Origin of the sequence: Herminiimonas sp. KBW02 (assembly GCF_003852535.1) — a bacterium.
Lineage (GTDB): Bacteria > Pseudomonadota > Gammaproteobacteria > Burkholderiales > Burkholderiaceae_D > Oxalicibacterium.
This window is the reverse complement of the sequence record NZ_QAJP01000003.1, coordinates 516,076-537,503: the sequence shown is the minus strand read 5'-3', so window position 1 is coordinate 537,503 and position 21,428 is coordinate 516,076. Positions and strand designations below refer to the sequence as shown.

Here is a 21,428-nt window from a genome sequence, read left to right as displayed (position 1 = left end):
TTTGAATACAGAAAGCATCGTCATGCCGATCACCGAACAAGAAGCTTTAATGCGCTGTATCGATCATCGTGAAATCTTCCACGATGAGATGCTGCATTTGTTCCGCAAGATCATGAGTGGTGAAATGTCGCCGGTCATGATCGCGGCATTGACGATGGGACTGCGCGTCAAGAAGGAAAGCATAGGCGAGATCGCAGCAGCGGCTCAGGTCATGCGCGAATTCTCGACCAAAGTGCCGCTGAGCGACACCACCAATCTGCTCGACATCGTCGGCACTGGTGGCGACGGCGCCAACACTTTCAATATTTCCACCGCATCGATGTTTGTCGCCGCTTCGGCTGGCGCACGCATCGCCAAGCACGGCGGTCGTAGCGTTTCCTCATCGTCAGGCAGCGCCGACGTACTGGAATCGCTGGGCGCAAATATCAATCTGAAGCCTGAACTGGTCGCCGAATCGATCGCGCAGACCGGCATAGGCTTTATGTTTGCGCCTAACCACCATGCTGCGATGAAGCACGCCGCACCGGTGCGCAAGGAACTCGGCGTACGGACCATTTTCAATATCCTGGGCCCGCTGACCAATCCTGCCGGCGCACCTAACATCCTGATGGGCGTGTTCCACCCTGATCTGGTCGGCATCCAGGTGCGTGTGTTGCAACGCCTGGGCGCGCAGCACGCAATCGTGGTCTGGGGTCGCGACAATATGGATGAAGTATCACTGGGCGCAGCCACCCTGGTCGGCGAACTGGTCAACGGTGAAATCCGTGAATATGAAATCCATCCGGAAGACTTCGGTTTGCAGATGATTGCCAGCCGCAACCTGAAGGTGGCCAATTCGGTGGAATCCAAAGCCAGGATATTTGAAGCGCTGGATAACGTAGATGGCCCGGCCCGCGATATCGTCGCGCTGAATGCCGGTACCGCGCTGTATGCCGCTGGCGTCAGCAGCTCCATCGCCGATGGCCTGGCCAAAGCGCGTGCAGCGATTGCATCTGGTGCAGCGCGTGCCAAGCTCGAACAATTTGTACAGGTTACGCAAGCACTCGGCAAAGCTTAAGCACCACCTGCAATCTAAGGTAAGAAGAAATCATGTCCGATATCCTGAACAAAATCCTCGACGTCAAAGCTGACGAAGTCGCCGCTGCGAAAAAATACCGCAGCCTGGCCAGCCTGCGCGACGAAGTGGAAGGCAATAAAGAAGCACGTGCAGCGATACGCGGCTTTGAAGCCAGCCTGCGCACCAAGATTGCCGCAGGTCAGGCCGGCATCATCGCCGAGATCAAGAAAGCCTCGCCCTCCAAAGGCGTGATACGCCCGGACTTTCATCCGGCCGAGATCGCGGTTAGCTATGAAAAACATGGCGCAGCCTGCTTATCCGTATTGACCGATGTGCAGTTCTTCCAGGGCTCGCCGGAATATCTGAAACAAGCACGTGCCGCCTGTGCCTTGCCGGCACTGCGCAAAGACTTCATCGTCGATCCGTATCAATTGTATGAAGCACGCTCATGGGGCGCTGATTGCATTTTGCTGATCGTGGCAGCGCTGGATCATGGCTTGATGGCAGAGCTGGAAGCCTGTGCGCATGAACTGGGCATGAATGTTTTGGTGGAAGTACACAATGCGGAAGAACTGACTGCCGCGCTGAAACTGAAAACCAAGCTGCTCGGCGTCAACAACCGTAATCTGCGTACCTTTGAGACTTCGTTGCAAACCACGCTGGATTTGCTGCCGCGCATGTCGCCCGACAAACTGGTCATTACCGAATCAGCGATCGTCACGCCTGACGATGTGAAGAAAATGCGTGATGCCGATGTGCACGCCTTCCTGGTTGGCGAAGCATTCATGCGTGCGCCAGACCCGGGTGCCGAACTGGGTCGCCTGTTTAACTAAGCGCCGTACAGTCCGATTTCAGGTGCGCGAGCTACGCGCACCTGCCCTTCTTAATCCTGCAAATTCAGCCAGGCCTTGCGCAAACGCAGGGCCGTCACCGGCTTTTCTGCACTCTTCAGGCTAACTGCCGGGATATCCGATGCAGCCAGCGCAGCATTAAAGGTCATCAATTCATCACGACGGAAGGCATGTACGCCTATCGCCTGACCGATACGATAACGACCCAGCAAACTATCCAGATTGGTCGCCGTTACACGCAAACCATCGATAGCAACCAATACATCACCGGCGGACAAACCAGCCTTATGTGCCGCGCCACCTTCGTACACGCTGGCGATCTTGCAATCATTGCCGTCACGTACCGTACGCATGCCCAGGCCCGGTTTCGCATTCTTGCGTTCATCGGCCAGGCCCACACCAAAAGGCGCCAACAATTTGGCGAGAGGAATATCTTCGGTACCGCGTACCCAGCGATCCAGCACACGCTTCAATTTGAGGCCGGTCACGCTATCGAAAAGGGCATCGACGTCCTCTTCCGTCACGCCGCGCCCCGCCTTGCCATCCTGATAGAAGTCGCGACCGTATTGCTGCCACAAGGCGAGCATCACATCATCCAGCGACTTCTTACCCTTGGTTTGCTCACGTATGGTCAGGTCCAGCGCCAGGCCAACCAGCGAACCTTTGGTGTAATAGCTGACGATGGCATTCGGTGCGTTCTCATCCTGGCGATAATATTTAACCCAGGCATCGAAGCTGGATTCCGCCACGCTTTGCTTGTGACGTCCGCTGCCACGCAGTACGTTATTAATGGTTTTAGAGACCAGCTTCAAATAAGCCGTCTCATCTATCACGCCACTACGCACCAGCATCAAATCATCGTAATAACTGGTGAAGCCCTCAAACAACCAGAGTAAAGGCGTATAGCCTTCCTGCGTGAGGTCGTACGGAGCGAACGCGGCTGGCTTGATGCGCTTGACGTTCCAGGTATGGAAATATTCATGGCTGCACAGACCGAGGAAGGTGCGATAGCCGTCGGTCATTTCATTCTGACCTTTCACCGGCAGATCGGCACGCGAACAAATTAACGCGGTTGAAGCACGATGCTCCAGTCCACCATAACCATCGCCCACCACCATCGTCATGAAGACATAGCGATCCACCGGTGCCCTATGCGTCTTGGGTTCAAACAGGGAAATCTGCGCTTCGCATATTTTCTGCAAATCTGTGCTCAGGCGCTGCAGGTCCAGATTCGGCACACGTCCGGTGAACACCATATCGTGCTGCACGCCATGCGCCTTGAAACTCGCCAATGCAAACGTGCCGAGCTCGACCGGGTGATCGATCAATTCATCGTAGTTCGATGCGATGTAGGAACCAAAACCATAACGCTTGGCTTTCAGTTGACGCATCGCCGTCGCTACGCGCCATTTGGCGTAGGCTTCGCCTTGCGGCTTCTGGATATCGACTTCATGCACGCGCTGTTCCTGGCCATCCACCTGCAGGAAGACACTGGTGCCGTTGAAGAAGCCATGTGTCTGATCCAGATGAGCGGTACGCACCGACAAGTCCCACGCATAGACTTCGTAGTACACGGTCAATGGGCCGGTGCAGACATCCGCCAGCCAGGTATGCTTGTCCAGCTTGTTTAACGCAACTTCATAACCACCCGACTCGGCACGTATGCGCACGATATTCTTGGCGAACTCGCGGATCATGTAACTGCCAGGTATCCACGCCGGCAAGGAAAAGCGCTGGCCCGCAGGATCAGGCTGGTTCACTGTCACGCTGACCGCGTACAGATGCGCTGCCAGATCTTTCGGGACTATGGTGTATTGAATTGCGTTTTTCATGCTGTACCGCCGTTAAGTGTAAGTACGCTAGTTTAGCTGTATCTGCTGCACCGCGCAGAGTCTGCGCCCGCAATCGTCCCGGTATCGCACATATAAAAATGGCCACGCAAGCGTGGCCATCTGAAAAACTATCGCAGTGTGATTACTGTTTGATCGAGGACAGTTTGACTTCCAGTGCCTTCGCATCGATCGCACCCGGAATACGGGAACCGTCGGTAAAAATAATCGTCGGCGTACCGGTCACACCCATTCTTTGCCCCAACGCCAAAACTTTTTCATGCGGTGTCGTGCATTTATCGGAAGCAGGTGCCGGTGCTTTGCCGTTCAACATCCAGTCATCCCAGGCTTTGTTGCGATCTGCGGAACACCATACATTGCGTGACTTGGCAATCGAGTCCGGCGACAGGATGTTGTACATAAAGGTATAGACGGTAATGTCGTTGATGCCTTCCAACGTCTGGCGGAAACGTTTGCAATAGCCGCAGTTCGGATCTTCAAACACGGCGATGACGCGCTTGCCATTACCTTTGACCTGTTTCATCGCGAGCTCCAGCGGCAAATCGCTGAATGCGACCTTATTGATTTCTTCCAGGCGGGCCTTGGTGTAATCCTGATAGGTTTTGGTATCAACGATACGGCCTACGAACAAAAACTGCGCTTTGGCATCGGTGTAGATGATGTCGCCGTTCACTTGTACTTCAAACAAGCCGGAATAGGGCGTTTTGCTCACGGCCACCACTTTGGCATCTTCACCCAGACGTGGTTCGATTGCCTTACGTACCGCCGCTTCCTGTGCAGTTTCTGCAAATGCAGAGACAAAAGCCAAGCCGAGCAATGCTGCTACGGCAGCCTTGATTAATTTCATATTGATTCCGTTTAAGATTTTTTAGCTGAAGTTACAGAAACTTTTACAGGGACTTGCCCAGTGCGTGGCCTATCAGGCGCCTTTTTAAGACAGGCAACTGGTTCACCAAGTTCAAACCAATATTGCGCACCACACGCAAAGGCTCCAGATCCGCACCGAAGAGGCGAGCCAGACCGTCGGTAGTCAATTGCATCAGCAGTATATCTTCCTTGCGGGCACGTGCATAACGCGACAATACCCGCGCATCGCCGCAATCCCGGTGCTGCCCACGCTCGCTGACCGCTTTGATCAAACCGGCAACATCTGCAAACCCGAGGTTCATGCCATGTCCGGCCAGCGGATGCACCACATGCGCCGCGTCACCGATCAAGGCCACGCGTGACGCAGTAATCGCATGCGGGCGCAGCAAGGACAAAGGAAATGATTTCACTGCCTCAGGTTGCAAAGGCGACAAGGTACCCAGCTTTGCTCCGGCCAGTTGCGTCAGACGTGCCGCGATTTGCGTGAGCGACTCTTTCAACAGGGTATCGGCCAGCCCATCCGGTGCCGACCACACCAGCGACACGCGCTGTCCTGGCAAAGGCAGCAAGGCGATGATGCCCTCTGCCGCCGAGAACCATTGGTAGGCCACGTCATGATGCGGCATTTCGCAGGCAAAGTTGGAGACGATGGCGCGCTGGCCATACGGCCGATAATCAAAATCGATATTGCATTGCGAGCGCACCCAGGACTGGCCACCATCGGCACCGACCACCAGCTCGGCACTCAGGGTATCGCCATTTGCCAGTTGCACGTTTGCAGCTGTTGCATTGGCCTGCAAAGCGACCGCGCGGCCACGTACAACATTTACATTGGAAGCAAACTTCAGGGCCGCATCCAGCGCCTGGTTCAGGTTACGGTCTTCGACTATCCATGCCAGCGCACCGACGCGCGCACCATAGGCATCGAAAGCCAACTCGCCGGCAGTAGCGCCGTCGCCATTAACCACCATCGCATCGACCGGCGCCACGCGCGACGCATCCAGCGCCTCCCAGACTTTGACGGAAGACAGCAAGCCATGCGCAATATGATTAACGGCATAAACACGCACATCCCAGTCGTCAGTGGCCGCAGGGGCCTGGGCCGACGCCGGGCTTAACAATGTGACCTTCAGTCCGGCCTGCGCAAAACCCAGGGCTGCCGCTTTACCAATAGCCCCGTCGCCAATAATACAAACGTCGCTTTGCACATGCATAAAGCTGGATATCCGTGAAAATAAGAGGGAGAAAACAATTTCAGTGCGCTCATTATAGCGGCTGCTAACAATTTAATTTGCATCTAGTGCTTGCAAATCCCAACAGCTTTGCTATACTTGCGCGCCTTGGCCTGGTAGCTCAGTCGGTAGAGCAGAGGATTGAAAATCCTTGTGTCGGTGGTTCGATTCCGCCCCGGGCCACCAAGAAAATCAAGCACTTAGCCCACCCTCTGCGGTGGGCTTTTTGCTTTCTGGCATGTGTGTGCCGTTTACGCCTTTTTTGATTTTTTTGGTGTTCCGCGCAAAAAGTCGTCAGAACAGGAAAATATTTTCCCGTCCCTCAGCTTTTGACGAAATGTTGTCGCTGCCAGCTCACAAAGAACCTGACAGCAAGTTCATTCAAATTTGCCAACAGCGGGCGATGTCACATCCCCCTCATGTATCCCGGTCGTAGCAAAACGTTCGCGATAAAGCTTGGGCGTAATGCCGAGTCGCTTCTGAAACACACGGCGCATATGATCGTCATCCGTGAACCCACTCAGTGCCGCTATCTTTTTGATCGGCAATGCAACATCGGCCAATAATTGCTTGGCGCGCTCCAGGCGACTCGCCTCTATGAACTCCTGAGAACTTTGGCCGACCTCTTGCTGGAACACACGGGCAAAATTACGCACGCTCATCATGGCCTTCTGCGCCAATGCGGTAGACGTCAGACGCTGATCCAGGTTTTCCAGGATCCAGTTCTGGATTTCACGGATATTCGGCCTGACCGTTTTCTGGCTCAACAAATGCGTGCTGAACTGTGACTGGCCGCCAGGACGTTTGAGATACACCACCATGTCGGTTGCGACATCAAGCGCCAGCTCGCGGCCAAAATCTTCTTCCACAAAAGCCAGCGCCAAATCGATTCCGGCCGTCACACCGGCCGAGGTCCACAAGTTACCCGTGCGCACGAAAATCGCATCCGCATCCACCTCTATCGTCGGAAAATTTTCCTGCAGCATTTGCGCCACGCTCCAGTGGGTAGTGGCACGCTTGCCTTCCAGTACACCAGCAGAAGCCAGGAAAAAAGCGCCGGAGCACAAAGCGGCAAGACGACTGATGTGCGGATGAACCGCAACTATCCAGTCCACCACCGGCCATGCATGTTCGAGCGCACCCTGGATATTGCGCGCACCGACCACGATGGCATCATCGGGCAAAGCCAGCGTACTGACTGCCTTGGAAGCATGCAGCATCATTTGCGTATCCGATTGCACCGGGCCGACGCTGGTCGAAGCGAAACGCACGTCATAACCCACTCCCTTGCGCTGCTTTTGCAGATGCAGATTGGCGTACTCGAATACGGAAAGCGGACCTATCGCCTCCAGCGCTTTAAAGCCGGGATAGATAATGATGTCTACGGTTCTGGGGGTATGGGAGTGAGGTGCGTTCATGGCTGGTTTGTAACGGTATGGCTAATCGCCTGAAAGCAAAAATATGCTCTTGCGCACCAGTGCAAAGAGATGCAGCCTGGTGCAAGGGGCATTAAATTCGGGTCATTATGGCAGCATTTTCGGCCATTCATGTATCAGCTTTGCCATATACAGATTGTCCTCCATGACAATCATGGCCATTCTTTACCCGATACAAAAAGTGAGGCGAAACATGAAAACCAAAGCGGCCGTTGCATGGAAATCCGGTGCTCCATTAACCATAGAAGAAGTCGACCTTGCTGGTCCGAAAGCAGGCGAGGTCCTGGTCGAAATCAAGGCCACCGGGATTTGCCACACCGATTACTACACACTGTCCGGCGCCGATCCTGAAGGCATCTTCCCGGCCATCCTCGGACATGAAGGTGCAGGCATCGTGGTCGATGTCGGCCCTGGCGTCACGACCCTGAAAAAAGACGATCACGTCATTCCGCTCTACACACCTGAATGCCGCGAATGTAAATTCTGCCTGTCACGCAAAACCAATCTGTGCCAGAAAATCCGCTCGACTCAGGGACGCGGCCTGATGCCGGATGCGACCTCGCGCTTTTCCATCGACGGCAAACCCATCTTCCACTACATGGGCACATCAACGTTCTCCAACTACATCGTGGTGCCGGAAATTGCACTCGCCAAGATTCGTTCGGACGCCCCGTTTGATAAAGCCTGCTACATCGGTTGCGGCGTCACCACCGGGGTCGGCGCTGTCGTGTTTTCCGCCAAGGTGGAAGCGGGTGCCAATGTGGTCGTGTTTGGTCTCGGCGGCATCGGCCTGAATGTAATCCAGGCCGCAAAGATGGTGGGCGCAGACAAAATCATCGGGGTCGATATCAATCCGGGTCGTATAGAGATGGCACGCAAATTCGGCATGACGCACTTCGTCAATCCGAAAGAAGTGGAAAACGTGGTCGACCACATTGTGCAATTGACCGACGGCGGCGCGGATTACTCGTTTGAATGCATAGGCAATACCACCACCATGCGCCAGGCGCTCGAATGCTGCCATAAAGGCTGGGGCCAATCCTTCATCATAGGTGTTGCAGCTGCAGGCCAGGAGATCAGCACACGCCCGTTCCAACTGGTGACAGGGCGCGAATGGAAAGGCTCGGCATTTGGTGGCGCCCGCGGCCGCACCGACGTTCCAAAGATTGTGGACTGGTATATGGAAGGCAAACTCAATATTGACGACCTGATTACCCATACCTTGCCGCTGGAACGCATCAACGAAGGTTTCGATCTGATGAAAAGTGGTGAGTCCATCCGCTCGGTCGTCCTGTACTAAGCACCGACGTCGGGCAACATTGCTGCCTTGCAGCTTAGCAATTAACAATTGTTAATATGTAATCGACATGCCATCTTTTTGATTTAGTATGGCCGAAGTGGGTCGCAAGCTCGCGCCCATTTCGTGCCGACACTATGCCGGCACGACGGGCATGGTTTGCTATTTCGGAGGGTGTGATGGGATTATTCGATCAACTGGCAGGACAGGTAATGGGATCGCTCGGCGCGCAAAAGCAGGACCCGGTGGCGCAGGGCGATTTACTCAACAGCATCATGGCACTGGTCAATCAGGCTGGCGGCGTACAAGGCTTGCTGGAGAAGCTGCAAAGCGGCGGTCTGGCCGATCAGGTCGCTTCATGGATAGGCACCGGCGAAAACCAGCCTGTATCCGGCGATCAGATCAAAGATGCACTCGGTGCCGATAATATCCAGCAAATCGCACAACAGGCAGGACTGGCACCGGAACATGCGACGACCAGCCTCGCCCAGCTCTTGCCGCAAATCATCGATCAGCTCACTCCCAACGGACAAGTCCCGCAAGGCGACTTGCTGGAACAGGGCCTGGGCATGCTCAAAGGTAAATTTTTCGGCTGATTGAGATGTGCACGACAGAATTTGTCGTGCGCAGCGCGATACGCGTCAACTGAACAGAGTTTCAGGTCGTTGTAGTTCAGGCAGCATGGTTGTACCCATATCAAAACCAATAAATGTTTCCCTTACTTGAGAGGTTCCCATGAATAAAATTCTAGCGTTTCTCATCTCCGCCGCTTTTGCAGGTGCAGCATTTGCAGCAGATCCGGCACCCGCTGCCCCAGCCAAGGAAAAAACGGCGCAGCAAACCAAGATGACGACCTGCAACAAGGATGCCGAAGGTAAAAAGGGCGATGAGCGCAAAGCATTCATGAAAGACTGCCTGAGCGGCAAACCAAAAGTCAGTGCAGCACAACAGGCACAACGCGACAAGATGGCCAGCTGTAACACGGATGCCAAGGACATGAAGGGCGACGAGCGCAAGAAATTCATGAAAACCTGTCTCGCAAAGAAATAATCTCGGCACCCGTCATATGACGGGATGACCAAAGACAATGGGCGGAACTGCATGCAGTTCCGCCCATTTTTTTCAGATCAATGCAGAGCTGTTCGATCAGCCTACATCGCAAACAAAATTTCGAGGAAGGTCACGGTTCCCAGCGTAACGAGCGGGGCGCCGACCACAAAAGCGGCGATCGGTGCAAGATCGCCATCAGCGTCTACTTTCTTAGCGGTGGTATGAACAACGTCGGGTAGATGCCATGAATGAAAGTCTGTCAGTTTCATGATTGTCTCCGGTTGGTTCTCACGTTAACTTTCTCGGAATTGCACCTTCAGTATAGGAAATAAACTGACGGAAACAAGCCGTTTTCTTTCCATGCAACATTTGCAGGCATAGAAAATGTGAATCTGCTCACTTCACAATTACGTATAAGAAGAAGACACACATTTTGCGTATGTCACAAAAAACAGAGGCAGAGTAAACTTCATATCCGGCACTCTTATGCAATTTTTAGATCTTTTTGCTAGAGCATCAAGGTAATTCACATCAGAAGCAAAAGTCAGACAAAGACTGACGTGATGCAAAAAAACCATAAATACAGAGTATTCCTACGCGTATTTTGTGAAATATTGTCACATCACAATCCTTGAAGACCCATCGTGTGAATACTTTGTTAAATTAGAGCAACGAAATACAACACGCTGTCCAAAGCGCCAAAATTATGCGAATTGCCGTACTTGATGATGACCGCAGCCAGACAGATTTAGTCTGTCAAGTGCTTAGCGCCGCCGGCCATTTCTGCCACCCCTTCCAAAGTGGCAAGGAATTGCTGAATCAATTGCGCCGCGAAAGTTTCGATATGTTGATTATCGATTGGCAGGTGCCGGATCTGAGCGGCGCCGATGTGCTGCGCTGGGCACGTGAAAAGCTGCCGACCAACCTGCCGGTACTGTTCATGACCAGCCGCTCCGGTGAAGACGATATTGTTGCAGGGCTGGCAGCAGGCGCCGATGATTACATGATCAAGCCCATCCGCCGCGGCGAGCTGCTGGCGCGCGTGCAGGCTTTGTTACGTCGCGCCTACCCGAGCCAGAACCCGATTGAGCAAATCCAGTTCGGCAACTTCATTTTCGAAGCCCGCACCGGCCGCCTGACCATGTCGGGGACACCGATCGAGGTCACGCAGAAGGAATTTGACCTGGCACTGCTGTTCTTCCGCAACCTGGGTCGTCCGCTGTCACGTGCCTATATTCTGGAAGCAGTGTGGGCGCGTGATGTAGAAATTCCATCGAGAACCATGGATACTCATGTATCCAGAGTCCGTAGCAAGTTACAATTGCGTCCAGAACATGGATTTCGGTTGGCTCCGGTGTATAGCTACGGCTACCGCCTCGAGCAAATGACAGGCTAGCAAGGCGCACCAGGGTTGCGCGGAGAACAAGCATGCGCATTACCCTTCAAAAATTGATGTTGGTTCTGGCACTCGCGATAGGGCAAACCCCTATCGTATGGGCAGCTGCATCCGCGGCTGCGCCGGGCAGCATCACGATCCAGACCTCAGGCATTACCTACTACGCCCAGGCCGGCGACACCCTCATATCGATCGCACAGCGCCTCACAACCAAGACCGGTAACTGGGTTGCCCTCGGCACCATTAACCGCATCAACAAAGACAGCAACATCCCGATCGGTACCGGCATCATCATCCCGACCGAATTGCTGGCGGATGAACCGACCGACGCCACCGTCATCGCGCGCAACGGCAATATCACGGCGACGACTGCCGATGGCCGCACCATCACGATAGATATCGGCAGCAAAGTGGCCGAAGGCATGCGCATCAGTACTGGCGCGAATAGTTTCCTGACCCTGGCGCTGGCAGACGAATCACGCATTTCCGTACCGTCGAACAGCAATGTGCTGCTCGCAAAATTACGCAAATCGCTCTATACCGGCAGCCCGCGTACCGAAGTGAAATTATTGCGTGGCCGCGTCGTGTCTCGTGTGTCCCCGCTCGACAGCAACAAGGGCCGCTTTGAAGTACGCACCCCGGCCTCAGTCGCAGGTGTGCGTGGCACGCACTTCCGCGTCGGCCTGAATGGCGACAAGGTAGCGACGGAAGTATTGGATGGTCATGTCGCCGTCGGCTCGCTGCAGGCACCCGAGGCGCGCATGCTCGATAGCGTGAAGGGCAACATCATCGCCGGCAATTCAGTCGGTCGCGCCATCGACTTGCTGCCGGCACCGCAACTGGCGAGTATGCCGTATCGCATGAATGGTAATGCGCAGTTCGCGATTACACCTGTCAAAGGTGCGCGCGCCTATCACGTACAGCTGGCGCAAGACGCCGAAACCCTGCACATGCTGGCAGAGACAAAAGGCAATGCGCCAGAGGTCGTACTGGAAAACATCCAGGAAGGCAGTTACTTCGCGCAGATCTCCGCGATTGACGAACTGGGCCTGGAAGGCATGCCGCGTACGCTCGCCGTGACGATCAAAAATCGTCTGCCACCGTTGAAGGAAGGGGCCATCCAGGGCGCGCCGTCAGTATCCAACAACTACAGCAAGGAATTGGATTTGCGCTGGGCCGGTTCCGCCACACAAAAGTACAACATACAGGTTGCACGCGACCTCGAATTTACCTGGTTGCTGTTCAACAGCAGTGTCATCGGCAATGAAGTCAAACTGCCGCGCCCTTCGTTCGGCACGTATTTCACGCGTGTACAAAGCGTGAATGCAGATGGCAGCAGCAATCCTTTTTCCTCTGCACAAACCCTGATTGTTACTGATCAATGGATCATCAACGACGGCCATCCAGTACGCAGCAAAGAAGCCTCGCGCGACAGCGGCCGCCCGTCAGATCGCCAATAAGTTAGCAACGCCGACATAACTGATGAAAATACGCTGGCTCTCTCCATTCGTGCGGCGTCTGGCACTACGCGAATGGCTGATGCTATTCATCGGCTTGCTGACGCTGGCGATCGCACTGGGCTGGCAAAATGGCCTGGGACGACTGGACCAGTCGCTCTATGATTTATTCCTCTCCATCGACGACAACAAACCGGTACGCGAAGACGTCATCATCGTCGCCATCGATGATTACAGCCTGGCCGAACTCGGTCGCTGGCCCTGGTCACGCAACCTGCATGCAGATCTGATCAATAAACTCACGCAAGCCAGACCGCGTGCAATCGGGCTGGATGTGATCCTGTCCGAGACATCAACGCCGCAGAACGACGCGCAGTTGGCTGCCGCCATTGCACACAGCCAGCGCGTCGTCTTGCCGGTCGTCCTGACCAATGCGGGGCAAGGCCTGACTGCAGGCTTGCCGATACCAATACTGGCTGAATCTGCCCGTGCACTTGGCCATATCAATCTGGAACACGATAGCGATGGCGTGATCCGCAGCGTATTCCTGCGCGAAGGACAGAACGGTAAAAGCTGGCTGCACTTTTCAGCCGCACTCATAAGTACAGGCAGCGGCATGCAATATAGCGGCACCGGCGCCTTACCCGTCGCGCCGACGGCATCACTGATAGACACATGGCAACGCGGCGATCAGCTCTATATCCCATACGAAGGCGGCATAGGCCACTTCAAGTCTGTCCCGTATGTGTCGGTACTGCGCGGCGAAGTACCGGATGAATTTTTTACCGATAAGTATGTGCTGGTGGGTGCGACTGCGCTCGGTATGGCCGACTCTTACCCGACGCCGGTATCACGCAACTCGGGTGCTATGCCGGGAATAGAAATCAACGCGAATATATTGGCCAGCCTGCTGGACGGTGAAGAGATACATATCGCAGCGCCATGGCAAACCGCCTTGTTCAATGCATTCCCGGTATTCATGGCCTTGCTCGGCTACTTGTTGCTGTCGCCGCGTTTCTCTTTATTCGCAACCGGAATCTGGATGCTGATGACACTGGTTGCCAGCTATATCGGTTTGCATATGGGTATCTGGATCGCTCCGGCAGCGGCCGTTATCACCCTGATCATTTCTTATCCGCTGTGGAGCTGGCGCCGGCTGGAAGCCGCCATTACCTATCTCGGTCAGGAATTTACCCGGCTCGACCAGGAACCGCATTTGCTGCCGGAAGAGAAACCTGTGGCATCTGCCAATGAAGTGGGCGACGTACTCGAACAGCGTATCAGCGCAATGGAAAATGCCGCCCGGCGCGTACGCGACCTGCGTCAGTTTGTATCGGACAATCTGGATAATCTGCCGGATGCGACGCTGGTTACCTCGGTCGAAGGACAAGTCCTGCTGGCCAACAAACATGCAAATGACTATTACAGCTCGCTGGGTATCGACAATGTACTGGGCCGCAATATTCTCGACTTACTGGCGCAGTTGAAGAATCCGCAGCCCGTCGACCAGGCCGCCAATCTTTCTTTTGACTGGCCTGATTTGCTCGACATGCAGCGCTCGCAAACCCTGAACAACGGTATCTCGGTACAGGATCACAAAGGACGCGACCTGCTGGTCAAGAGCAGCCCCTGTAACTCGGCCGCCAATTTACTGACCGGCTGGATCGTCAGCGTGCTGGATATATCCACCATACGCGCTGCCGAACGCAGTCGCGATGAGACCCTGCGCTTCCTGTCGCATGACATGCGCGCGCCACAGGCATCCATCCTGGCCTTGCTGGAACTGCAAAGTGAAACCTCTTCAGCTTTGCCGCAGGCAGAACTCTTTGCACGTATCGAAAAAGCATCACGCAAGACGCTCGGCCTGGCTGATAACTTCGTGCAATTGGCACGCGCTGAATCACATGAATACCGCCTGGAAGAAGTTGACTTCCAGGACGTGCTGTTCGACGCTACCGATGAAATGTGGTCGCTGGCGAAGAGCCGCCACATCAGTGTACAAATGGAAATCAGCGACGGCGAATACCCGGTCAAGGTCGATCGCACCCTAATGACGCGCGCGCTGGCCAACCTGCTGTCGAACGCGATCAACTACAGCCCCGACCATACCAGCATCATTTGCTCAGTGCGGCTGGATCGCGACGCTCCGCAACCGCGCGTCGTGTGCCGCATCCTGGATCACGGTTACGGCATCGCCGAGGCCGACCAGGGCAAGCTATTCCTGCGCTTCCAGCGTGTCGATTTACCAAACCAGCCACGTCATGATGGCGTAGGCTTAGGATTGGTATTCGTTAAAACAGTCATCGAAAGGCATCAGGGTGATATAAGCTTCATTAGTCAGGCCGGAGTAGGAACCAGTTTCACCCTGATGTTGCCGGTCTGTCACGACGTCTAGCTGCCCGATGGCAACAGTCTCGTGCCATATTGCAACAGGCTATAATGTATCGCTATTCACTTATTGAATATTTGTGCCATAAATGCAACTCCTCGCCGTCGGCCTTAACCACACTACCGCGCCAGTCTCATTGCGCGAGAAGGTAGCCTTTCCCGCTGACCAGCTTGGTCAGGCGGTGGCTTCCGCACGTAGCTGGTATGGCCGCAGCGATGCCACCACATACACGGACGAAGCAGCGATCCTGTCGACCTGCAATCGCACCGAGTTATACGCTGCCAGCAATCTGCCGGGCGGCGTGAACGAAGCGATCGATATCACGGCACACTTCCTCGCCGATTATCACAAACTGCCTTATGCGGATCTGCGCCCGTATCTGTACGCGCTGCCGCAAGACAATGCCGTGCGCCACGCCTTCCGTGTCGCGTCCGGACTGGACTCCATGGTTTTGGGCGAACCGCAAATCCTCGGTCAAATGAAAGATGCGGTGCGCCAGGCCGAAGCGGCCGGTGGACTCGGCACTTATTTGCACCAGATGTTCCAGCGCACCTTCGCAGTCGCCAAGGAAGTCCGCAGCACCACCGAAATCGGCGCGCACAGCGTCTCGATGGCGGCCGCGTCAGTACGTTTATCGCAGCGCATCTTCGACAAGATTTCGGAACAGAATGTACTGTTCATCGGCGCCGGTGAAATGATCGAACTCAGCGCGACCCACTTTGCAGCGCAGAATCCGAAATCGGTCACGATCGCCAACCGCACGCTGGAACGCGGCGAAACCCTCGCACATCGCTTCAATGGCAAGGCTATCCGCCTGGCGGAATTGCCGGATCAACTGGCGACTTTTGATATCGTCATTTCATCGACTGCATCATCATTGCCCATCATCGGCCTCGGCATGGTGGAACGTGCGATCAAGGCACGTCGTCATAAACCGATGTTCATGGTCGATCTCGCCGTACCGCGTGATATCGAAGCCGAGATTGGTCGCCTGGACGACGTCTTCCTCTACACCGTCGATGACCTCGGCACCTTTGTGCAAACCGGCGTTGAGAATCGCCAGGCTGCAGTCGCACAAGCCGAAGCCATCATCGAAACCCGCGTGCGCTCCTTCATGCACTGGATAGACGCACGTGCAGTCGTACCCGTCATTCAGGACTTGCACGAATCCAGCGAAAGCATGCGCATGATAGAGCTGGAACGTGCACGCAAACTGCTGGCCAAAGGCGAAGATATAGACGCCGTGCTCGAAGCCTTATCCAAAGGACTGACTGCAAAGTTCCTGCACGGCCCGCAACAAGCACTGAATAATGCACAAGGTGATGAACGCGCCCGTCTCGCCGCCTTGCTGCCGCAGCTGTTCCGCACCAAGCGCTAGCGACGCTTTTCCCGCCGGCCCGCCACTGCGGTGACCACCCTTGTACGCTGTCCCGCACAGCGCTGCGTAGCACCAAGATCAACCAAACCAGAATTAAAAATATGATGAAACCATCCATGCTCGCCAAGCTCGATCAATTGACCGAGAGACTGGACGAATTGAATGTGCTGCTGACGCAGGAAGATGCCACGTCCAATATGGACAACTATCGCAAGATGACACGTGAGCATGCGGAGCTGGGCCCATTGGTTGCGCTGTACGGCAACTACCGCCAGGCAGAAAGCGACATCCAGGATGCACAAGGTATGTTGTCCGATCCGGACATGAAGGAATTTGCGCAGGAAGAAATTGCCGCCGCCAAGGCACGCATGGAGCAACTGGAAATCGATTTACAGAAAATGTTGCTGCCGAAAGATCCGAATGACGACCGCAATATCTTCCTCGAAATCCGCGCCGGTACCGGCGGCGATGAAGCCGCGCTGTTTGCCGGTGATCTGTTGCGTATGTACACCCGCTTTGCCGAACGCAATCGCTGGCAGATAGAAATGGTGTCGGAATCGGCCTCCGAAGTCGGCGGCTACAAGGAAGTCATCGTCCGCATCATCGGTTTCGGTGCGTACTCGAAACTCAAATTTGAATCCGGCGGCCATCGCGTGCAACGCGTACCGGCCACCGAAACACAAGGGCGCATCCACACCTCGGCCTGTACCGTCGCCATCATGCCGGAAGCCGACGAAGTCGAAGACGTCAACATCAATCCGGCCGACTTACGTATTGATACCTACCGCGCTTCCGGCGCCGGTGGACAGCACATCAACAAAACCGACTCCGCCGTCCGTATCACGCACATACCGAGCGGCATCGTGGTCGAATGCCAGGATGATCGCAGCCAGCACAAAAACAAGGCTTCAGCGCTGAAAGTGCTGGCGGCACGTATCAAGGATGTACAGTTGCGCGAACAGCAATCGAAGGAAGCTGCGACGCGTAAATCGCTGATCGGCTCCGGTGACCGCAGCGAACGCATACGCACTTATAATTTCCCGCAAGGCCGCATGACCGACCATCGTATCAACCTGACTTTGTATAAACTCGACTTCATCATGGACGGTGATCTGACCGAGTTGACGAATGCGCTGGCAGCAGAGCACCAGGCTGAGATGCTGGCGGCACTCGCCGATGCGACTTGATGCAACTATTCCGCTGCAACCCACTCTTAATGTGCATCCTTTTTTGAGAACCCAGCAATGAAAACCTCCAAACCCGTGTTGCTCGCCGTCGCCTTTGTGTCACTTGCCCTGCTGGCAGTTGCACTGTACCTGCAACATGTAGAAGGCATGCTTCCTTGTCCGCTGTGTGTGATCCAGCGTTACGCCTTCGCTGCGATTGCCGTCATCTGCCTGATCGCAGTCTATCTGCCACGCGGCGCCGGCAAGATCGCCACCGCACTGGCCGCACTGTCGGCGATAGCAGGCGCCGGTGTCGCTGGCTGGCACATTTATATCAAAGCCAATCCGACCGTATCCTGCGGCATCGATCCGCTCGAAACATCGTTGAATACGATACCAACCGCCAAGCTGCTGCCTTTCCTGTTCCAGGCCGACGGCTTGTGCACCACCGAGTACGCACCGATACTCGGCCTGTCTTTGCCGCAATGGGCGCTGGTCTGGTTTGCCGTGATCGCGACTTACCTGATCTACACCGTCGTCAAGAAGAACTAATGAGTCTCAAAGATGCAAGCGTCGCTGCCGGCACCACCATTGCTGCCATCATGCAGCGTGCGCCGGTCGCGCAACTGGAAGCACGCATCTTGCTGGGACACGTCACGCAACTCTCACGCGTGCAACTGATAACCCAATCGGAACGCGCACTGACGGCAGACGAAGCACAGCAACTGTCGCAATTATTTGTACGCCGCCTTGCTGGTGAGCCTATCGCTTATCTGACAGGGGAACGCGAATTCTTTGGCTTGTCGTTTAAGGTCAGTCCGGCGGTACTCATCCCGCGTCCAGATACTGAATTGCTGGTTGAACTGGCGATACAACACCTGCCGCCACAAGGCCGTGCGCTGGACATGGGCACTGGTTCCGGTGCGATTGCGATTGCGCTGGTCCATGCACGACCTGATGCCGGCATCACCGCACTGGATGTCAGCGCAGAGGCACTCGTCATTGCGACGGACAATGCCAGTAAAAATCATGTGCAAGTGGAATTCCTGCGCAGCGACTGGTTCAGCGCAGTGAATACACAGCACTTTGATTTGATCGTGTCGAATCCACCTTACATCGTCCAAGGTGACCCGCATTTATCCGAAGGTGATTTGCGCTTTGAACCGGTCGACGCATTGACCGATCATGGCAACGGTCTATCTGATCTGCACACCATCACCAGCGGTGCAAGGCAATACCTGGCATCAGGAGCATGGCTATTGATGGAACATGGTTATGACCAGGCAGCAGCGGTACGTGAGATGTTGAGCGCGCATGGCTACGCGGAAGTGCAAAGCTGGCGCGATCTGGCGGGGATAGAAAGAGTCAGCGGCGGCAGATACGACGCTGCATAAAAAAACGAACTACAGCGCTATAAATTAAGCCGCCAGCGCTTTTTCCAGCAGCTTATGCAAGGCGGAAAAATCGGGTTCACCGACATAGCGCTTGATGACGTGGCCATCTTTATCGACCACTAATGTAGTCGGCGTCAGTTTGATATCACCAAATGATTTTGCCAGTTCGCCCTGGGTATCGAGTGCGATCTGGAATGGCAGTTTACGTGTCTCGACAAAATTCAGTACATAGTTAGGCGGATCGTAAGCCATCGCCACTGCAATGAACTCCAGTCCATTATCCTTGTACTTATTGTAGGTATCGACCATGTCCGGCATTTCCTTGACGCAGGTCACGCAGGACGTCGCCCAGAAATTAATCATCACCACCTTGCCGCGCAAATCCTGCGAGGTAAATTTCTTGCCTTGCAGATTGGTAAAGGTCACATCCGGGATCGCATCCTTTTTGGATACCGACATATAGCCAACCACCGCCAGCGCCACGATAACGAGGGCAGCCAGGATTTTGAGCCAGGTACGCTGGGAGGCGGCAGAGGATGCTTGCATGATCGACAATCCGAAGAATTCAGTGTGCCTATTATAGTCAGGTCCTACGTCATACGTTCAAACTGACGTATGCAATACATTCAGGACAAGGATGCAGCTGGCCATCCTGCATCCGTATAGACCGCAGCAACCGCCGGCGGCATAGGTGCCTCCAGCGCTGCGCAAATGGCGCGCAGAAGATCGGCCAGCGGCAAAGGCAGCGGCTTCTGCTCTCCGGCAATGGCGAGCAAGGATTTGATCAATGCCGGATTCGCCAGCGGCGCCAGTTGATTCAACTTATCCAGCGCCACCTTAATCTTGCCGTAACTCAATGCATCTATCCCGAGCATATCTTGCTCCGCCAGCGCCAGCGTGGGTGATGCATGTGTTGCACGCATGAACAATGAAGACATGGCTTCTTTGCGCAAGGGTTCCGCCACATGCGCCAACAACGAAAACAAGACCAGACACTCTGCCTTCAGTTCGTTGACCGTCGCATACTTAATCCGCACTGCGCGATTCGCCTGCGCTGCCAGGCGTCGCACCAACACCGTCTGCAATACAAACTCATGCAAGCTGACGCGCTTGTCACTCGCTATCATGCGTTGAAACTGCACCAGCATTGCATCGCGTTCGGTCAGCGACAACTGGCGCAAGGCAGGCATCATCAGATCCAGCAAAGGTAAACGTGCATTCTCAGGAAGCTGTACTACCGCAGCTGCCAGTCGTTTTACCTGAGCGACTTGCATCGGTAAATGTTCATGTAAATATTGCAGTTGCGGACTCTGTTCGTCTCCGTGATTAAGCAATAGGGCATAGAGCAGCAACGGCGCTTCAGACGGATCATGCGCAACACGGTCTATCTCCGGACTCAATCTGATTTGTGCAAGGGCACCGTCGCCATATGCTTGCGCCGCCGTTATCGCGATGGCGGCACTGGCTTCCTGCAAATCCGTCGGCATCGCCGCCAACGGCGTACTGACATAAGCAAGCCCGGGCAAAGCCTCGGACGGCACAGGGAAAATACGTACATCAGGCACACGCAACTCCTGCTCATCCGCCATCTCCACCTCACGACCATAGATGCGACGCAGACGTTCCTGCAACGGTGGATGCGTGGCAAAGAAACCCGCCATCAAATGCGGCCTTACCGCACTGACGAAAAGATGCGATAGCTGCTCGGCATTGCGGTGGCCGATGTATGCGCCGGAAAAGCCCTTGTCACTCAGGGCTGCGATTTTGCGCAAGGCATTGCCGAGACCATCAGGATTACGCGTGAACTGAATGGCACTGGCATCGGCCAGATATTCACGCTGGCGTGACACTGCGAACTTGATGACACGCCCAAAAAACAAGCCGATATAACCGATCACGAAAAATGCAAAACCAAAGATGAAAGCGATGATGCGAAACACCGCCAGCTTAAAACTGGATTCGATATCATCCGAGTTGTACCAGGCGAACTCCATCGCCTGACGACCAAAGTCACCCACCATCTCGATACCGAAGGTCACACCGAGCAACTTCAGATTGAGGCGCATATCGCCATTCAGGATATGGCTAAACTCATGCCCAACCACGCCCTGTAATTCATCACGCGTGAGACGTGTCAGCGCACCTTGCGTCAGCACCACTACCGCTTCATTCGGGTTGTAGCCTGCAGCAAATGCATTGATCGATTCTTCTTTGGCCAATAAGTAAACCTTGGGGCAGGCGATACCGGAAGCCAGCGCCATCTCTTCCACGATATTGAGCAGACGTCGCTCATGCAGGTCTGTCGTGTTCGGCGAAACCTGGCGACCATCTACCATGCGTGCGACCGCCTCACCACCATCGCGCAGATTGAAAATCTCTATCATCGTGCCGCCGCAAATCAGCAGGACGGTGATACAGGTATTGGTAAAGAAGAAACCGTGCGGATAGTGGTGCGCGCCAGTCAGCGGCTGACCTTGCAGCAGTATCCATAGCAAGGCCATGACGCCATTTACCGCCAGCACAATGGCAACGACTGCCAGTGCAAACAGCAGCACCAGCATCCTGCTCTGCCGTCTGGCGTGATCCTGTTGCTCGAAAAAATTCATTT

The 21,428-nt window shown here is 54.8% G+C and carries 19 protein-coding genes and 1 tRNA gene; 13 read left to right on the top strand and 7 right to left on the bottom strand.

The window, feature by feature from the left end:
- Positions 1–22: 22 nt before the first annotated feature.
- Together trpD and trpC are read left to right on the top strand one after the other, a co-directional pair.
- A complete protein-coding gene (trpD, locus tag DBR37_RS04405) occupies positions 23–1,057 on the top strand; it encodes an anthranilate phosphoribosyltransferase (protein WP_124573283.1) in 1,035 nt (344 codons plus the stop codon).
- A gap of 32 nt (positions 1,058–1,089) precedes the next feature.
- On the top strand, positions 1,090–1,890 hold the full coding sequence (gene trpC, locus DBR37_RS04400) for an indole-3-glycerol phosphate synthase TrpC (protein ID WP_124573218.1): 801 nt from the start codon (positions 1,090–1,092) through the stop codon (positions 1,888–1,890).
- A 50-nt stretch (positions 1,891–1,940) separates the two neighbouring features.
- On the opposite strand, the gene DBR37_RS04395 is transcribed toward trpC, so the two are convergent.
- From DBR37_RS04395 to DBR37_RS04385, 3 genes are all read right to left on the bottom strand, one after another.
- Positions 1,941–3,740 carry a M61 family metallopeptidase gene (locus DBR37_RS04395; protein ID WP_124573216.1) on the bottom strand — a complete coding sequence of 600 codons (1,800 nt, stop codon included), beginning with the start codon at positions 3,738–3,740 and terminating at the stop codon, positions 1,941–1,943.
- 142 nt (positions 3,741–3,882) lie between these two features.
- Entirely contained in the window at positions 3,883–4,605 is a 723-nt protein-coding gene (locus DBR37_RS04390; protein ID WP_124573213.1) for a DsbC family protein, read from the bottom strand.
- 43 nt (positions 4,606–4,648) lie between these two features.
- The gene (locus DBR37_RS04385) at positions 4,649–5,839 is read right to left on the bottom strand and encodes an FAD-dependent monooxygenase (RefSeq protein WP_124573211.1); all 1,191 of its coding nucleotides are present in this window, start codon (positions 5,837–5,839) and stop codon (positions 4,649–4,651) included.
- Between the two features lie 128 nt (positions 5,840–5,967).
- Between DBR37_RS04385 and DBR37_RS04380 the strand changes: the two genes are divergently transcribed.
- Positions 5,968–6,043, top strand: a tRNA-Phe gene (locus tag DBR37_RS04380).
- A gap of 191 nt (positions 6,044–6,234) precedes the next feature.
- On the opposite strand, the gene DBR37_RS04375 is transcribed toward DBR37_RS04380, so the two are convergent.
- Positions 6,235–7,275: a GlxA family transcriptional regulator gene (locus tag DBR37_RS04375; protein ID WP_124573209.1), complete on the bottom strand. Its 1,041-nt coding sequence runs from the start codon at positions 7,273–7,275 to the stop codon at positions 6,235–6,237.
- A gap of 211 nt (positions 7,276–7,486) precedes the next feature.
- Between DBR37_RS04375 and DBR37_RS04370 the strand changes: the two genes are divergently transcribed.
- The 3 genes from DBR37_RS04370 (at position 7,487) to DBR37_RS04360 (ending at position 9,640) form a co-directional block, all read left to right on the top strand.
- Complete coding sequence (locus DBR37_RS04370; protein WP_124573208.1) at positions 7,487–8,593, top strand: S-(hydroxymethyl)glutathione dehydrogenase/class III alcohol dehydrogenase; 1,107 nt, start codon at positions 7,487–7,489, stop codon at positions 8,591–8,593.
- Positions 8,594–8,769: 176 nt separating this feature from the next.
- Positions 8,770–9,186: a YidB family protein gene (locus DBR37_RS04365; RefSeq protein ID WP_124573206.1), complete on the top strand. Its 417-nt coding sequence runs from the start codon at positions 8,770–8,772 to the stop codon at positions 9,184–9,186.
- A gap of 139 nt (positions 9,187–9,325) precedes the next feature.
- A complete protein-coding gene (locus DBR37_RS04360; protein WP_124573204.1) occupies positions 9,326–9,640 on the top strand; it encodes a PsiF family protein in 315 nt (104 codons plus the stop codon).
- 101 nt (positions 9,641–9,741) lie between these two features.
- On the opposite strand, the gene DBR37_RS17130 is transcribed toward DBR37_RS04360, so the two are convergent.
- Positions 9,742–9,909 (bottom strand): hypothetical protein, encoded by a 168-nt coding sequence (locus tag DBR37_RS17130; protein WP_158610223.1) that lies wholly within the window; start codon positions 9,907–9,909, stop codon positions 9,742–9,744.
- Between the two features lie 437 nt (positions 9,910–10,346).
- On the opposite strand from DBR37_RS17130, the gene DBR37_RS04355 reads away from it, so the two are divergent.
- The 7 genes from DBR37_RS04355 (at position 10,347) to prmC (ending at position 18,820) form a co-directional block, all read left to right on the top strand.
- On the top strand, positions 10,347–11,036 hold the full coding sequence (locus DBR37_RS04355) for a response regulator transcription factor (RefSeq protein ID WP_124573202.1): 690 nt from the start codon (positions 10,347–10,349) through the stop codon (positions 11,034–11,036).
- A 32-nt stretch (positions 11,037–11,068) separates the two neighbouring features.
- Entirely contained in the window at positions 11,069–12,496 is a 1,428-nt protein-coding gene (locus DBR37_RS04350; RefSeq protein ID WP_124573200.1) for a FecR domain-containing protein, read from the top strand.
- A gap of 22 nt (positions 12,497–12,518) precedes the next feature.
- Positions 12,519–14,888: a CHASE2 domain-containing protein gene (locus tag DBR37_RS04345; protein WP_124573198.1), complete on the top strand. Its 2,370-nt coding sequence runs from the start codon at positions 12,519–12,521 to the stop codon at positions 14,886–14,888.
- 82 nt (positions 14,889–14,970) lie between these two features.
- A complete protein-coding gene (hemA, locus tag DBR37_RS04340; protein WP_124573196.1) occupies positions 14,971–16,260 on the top strand; it encodes a glutamyl-tRNA reductase in 1,290 nt (429 codons plus the stop codon).
- Positions 16,261–16,364: 104 nt separating this feature from the next.
- On the top strand, positions 16,365–17,447 hold the full coding sequence (gene prfA, locus DBR37_RS04335; RefSeq protein WP_124573282.1) for a peptide chain release factor 1: 1,083 nt from the start codon (positions 16,365–16,367) through the stop codon (positions 17,445–17,447).
- A gap of 57 nt (positions 17,448–17,504) precedes the next feature.
- Entirely contained in the window at positions 17,505–17,978 is a 474-nt protein-coding gene (locus DBR37_RS04330) for a disulfide bond formation protein B (protein WP_124573194.1), read from the top strand.
- Complete coding sequence (gene prmC, locus DBR37_RS04325; RefSeq protein WP_124573192.1) at positions 17,978–18,820, top strand: peptide chain release factor N(5)-glutamine methyltransferase; 843 nt, start codon at positions 17,978–17,980, stop codon at positions 18,818–18,820. The genes DBR37_RS04330 and prmC overlap by 1 nt, the downstream gene beginning before the upstream one ends.
- Positions 18,821–18,844: 24 nt before the next feature.
- Here prmC and DBR37_RS04320 read toward each other — a convergent pair whose 3' ends face one another.
- Positions 18,845–19,366 (bottom strand): TlpA disulfide reductase family protein, encoded by a 522-nt coding sequence (locus DBR37_RS04320; protein WP_124573190.1) that lies wholly within the window; start codon positions 19,364–19,366, stop codon positions 18,845–18,847.
- Between the two features lie 80 nt (positions 19,367–19,446).
- Complete coding sequence (locus tag DBR37_RS04315; protein ID WP_124573188.1) at positions 19,447–21,426, bottom strand: M48 family metallopeptidase; 1,980 nt, start codon at positions 21,424–21,426, stop codon at positions 19,447–19,449.
- Between the last annotated feature and the right edge of the window lie 2 nt (positions 21,427–21,428).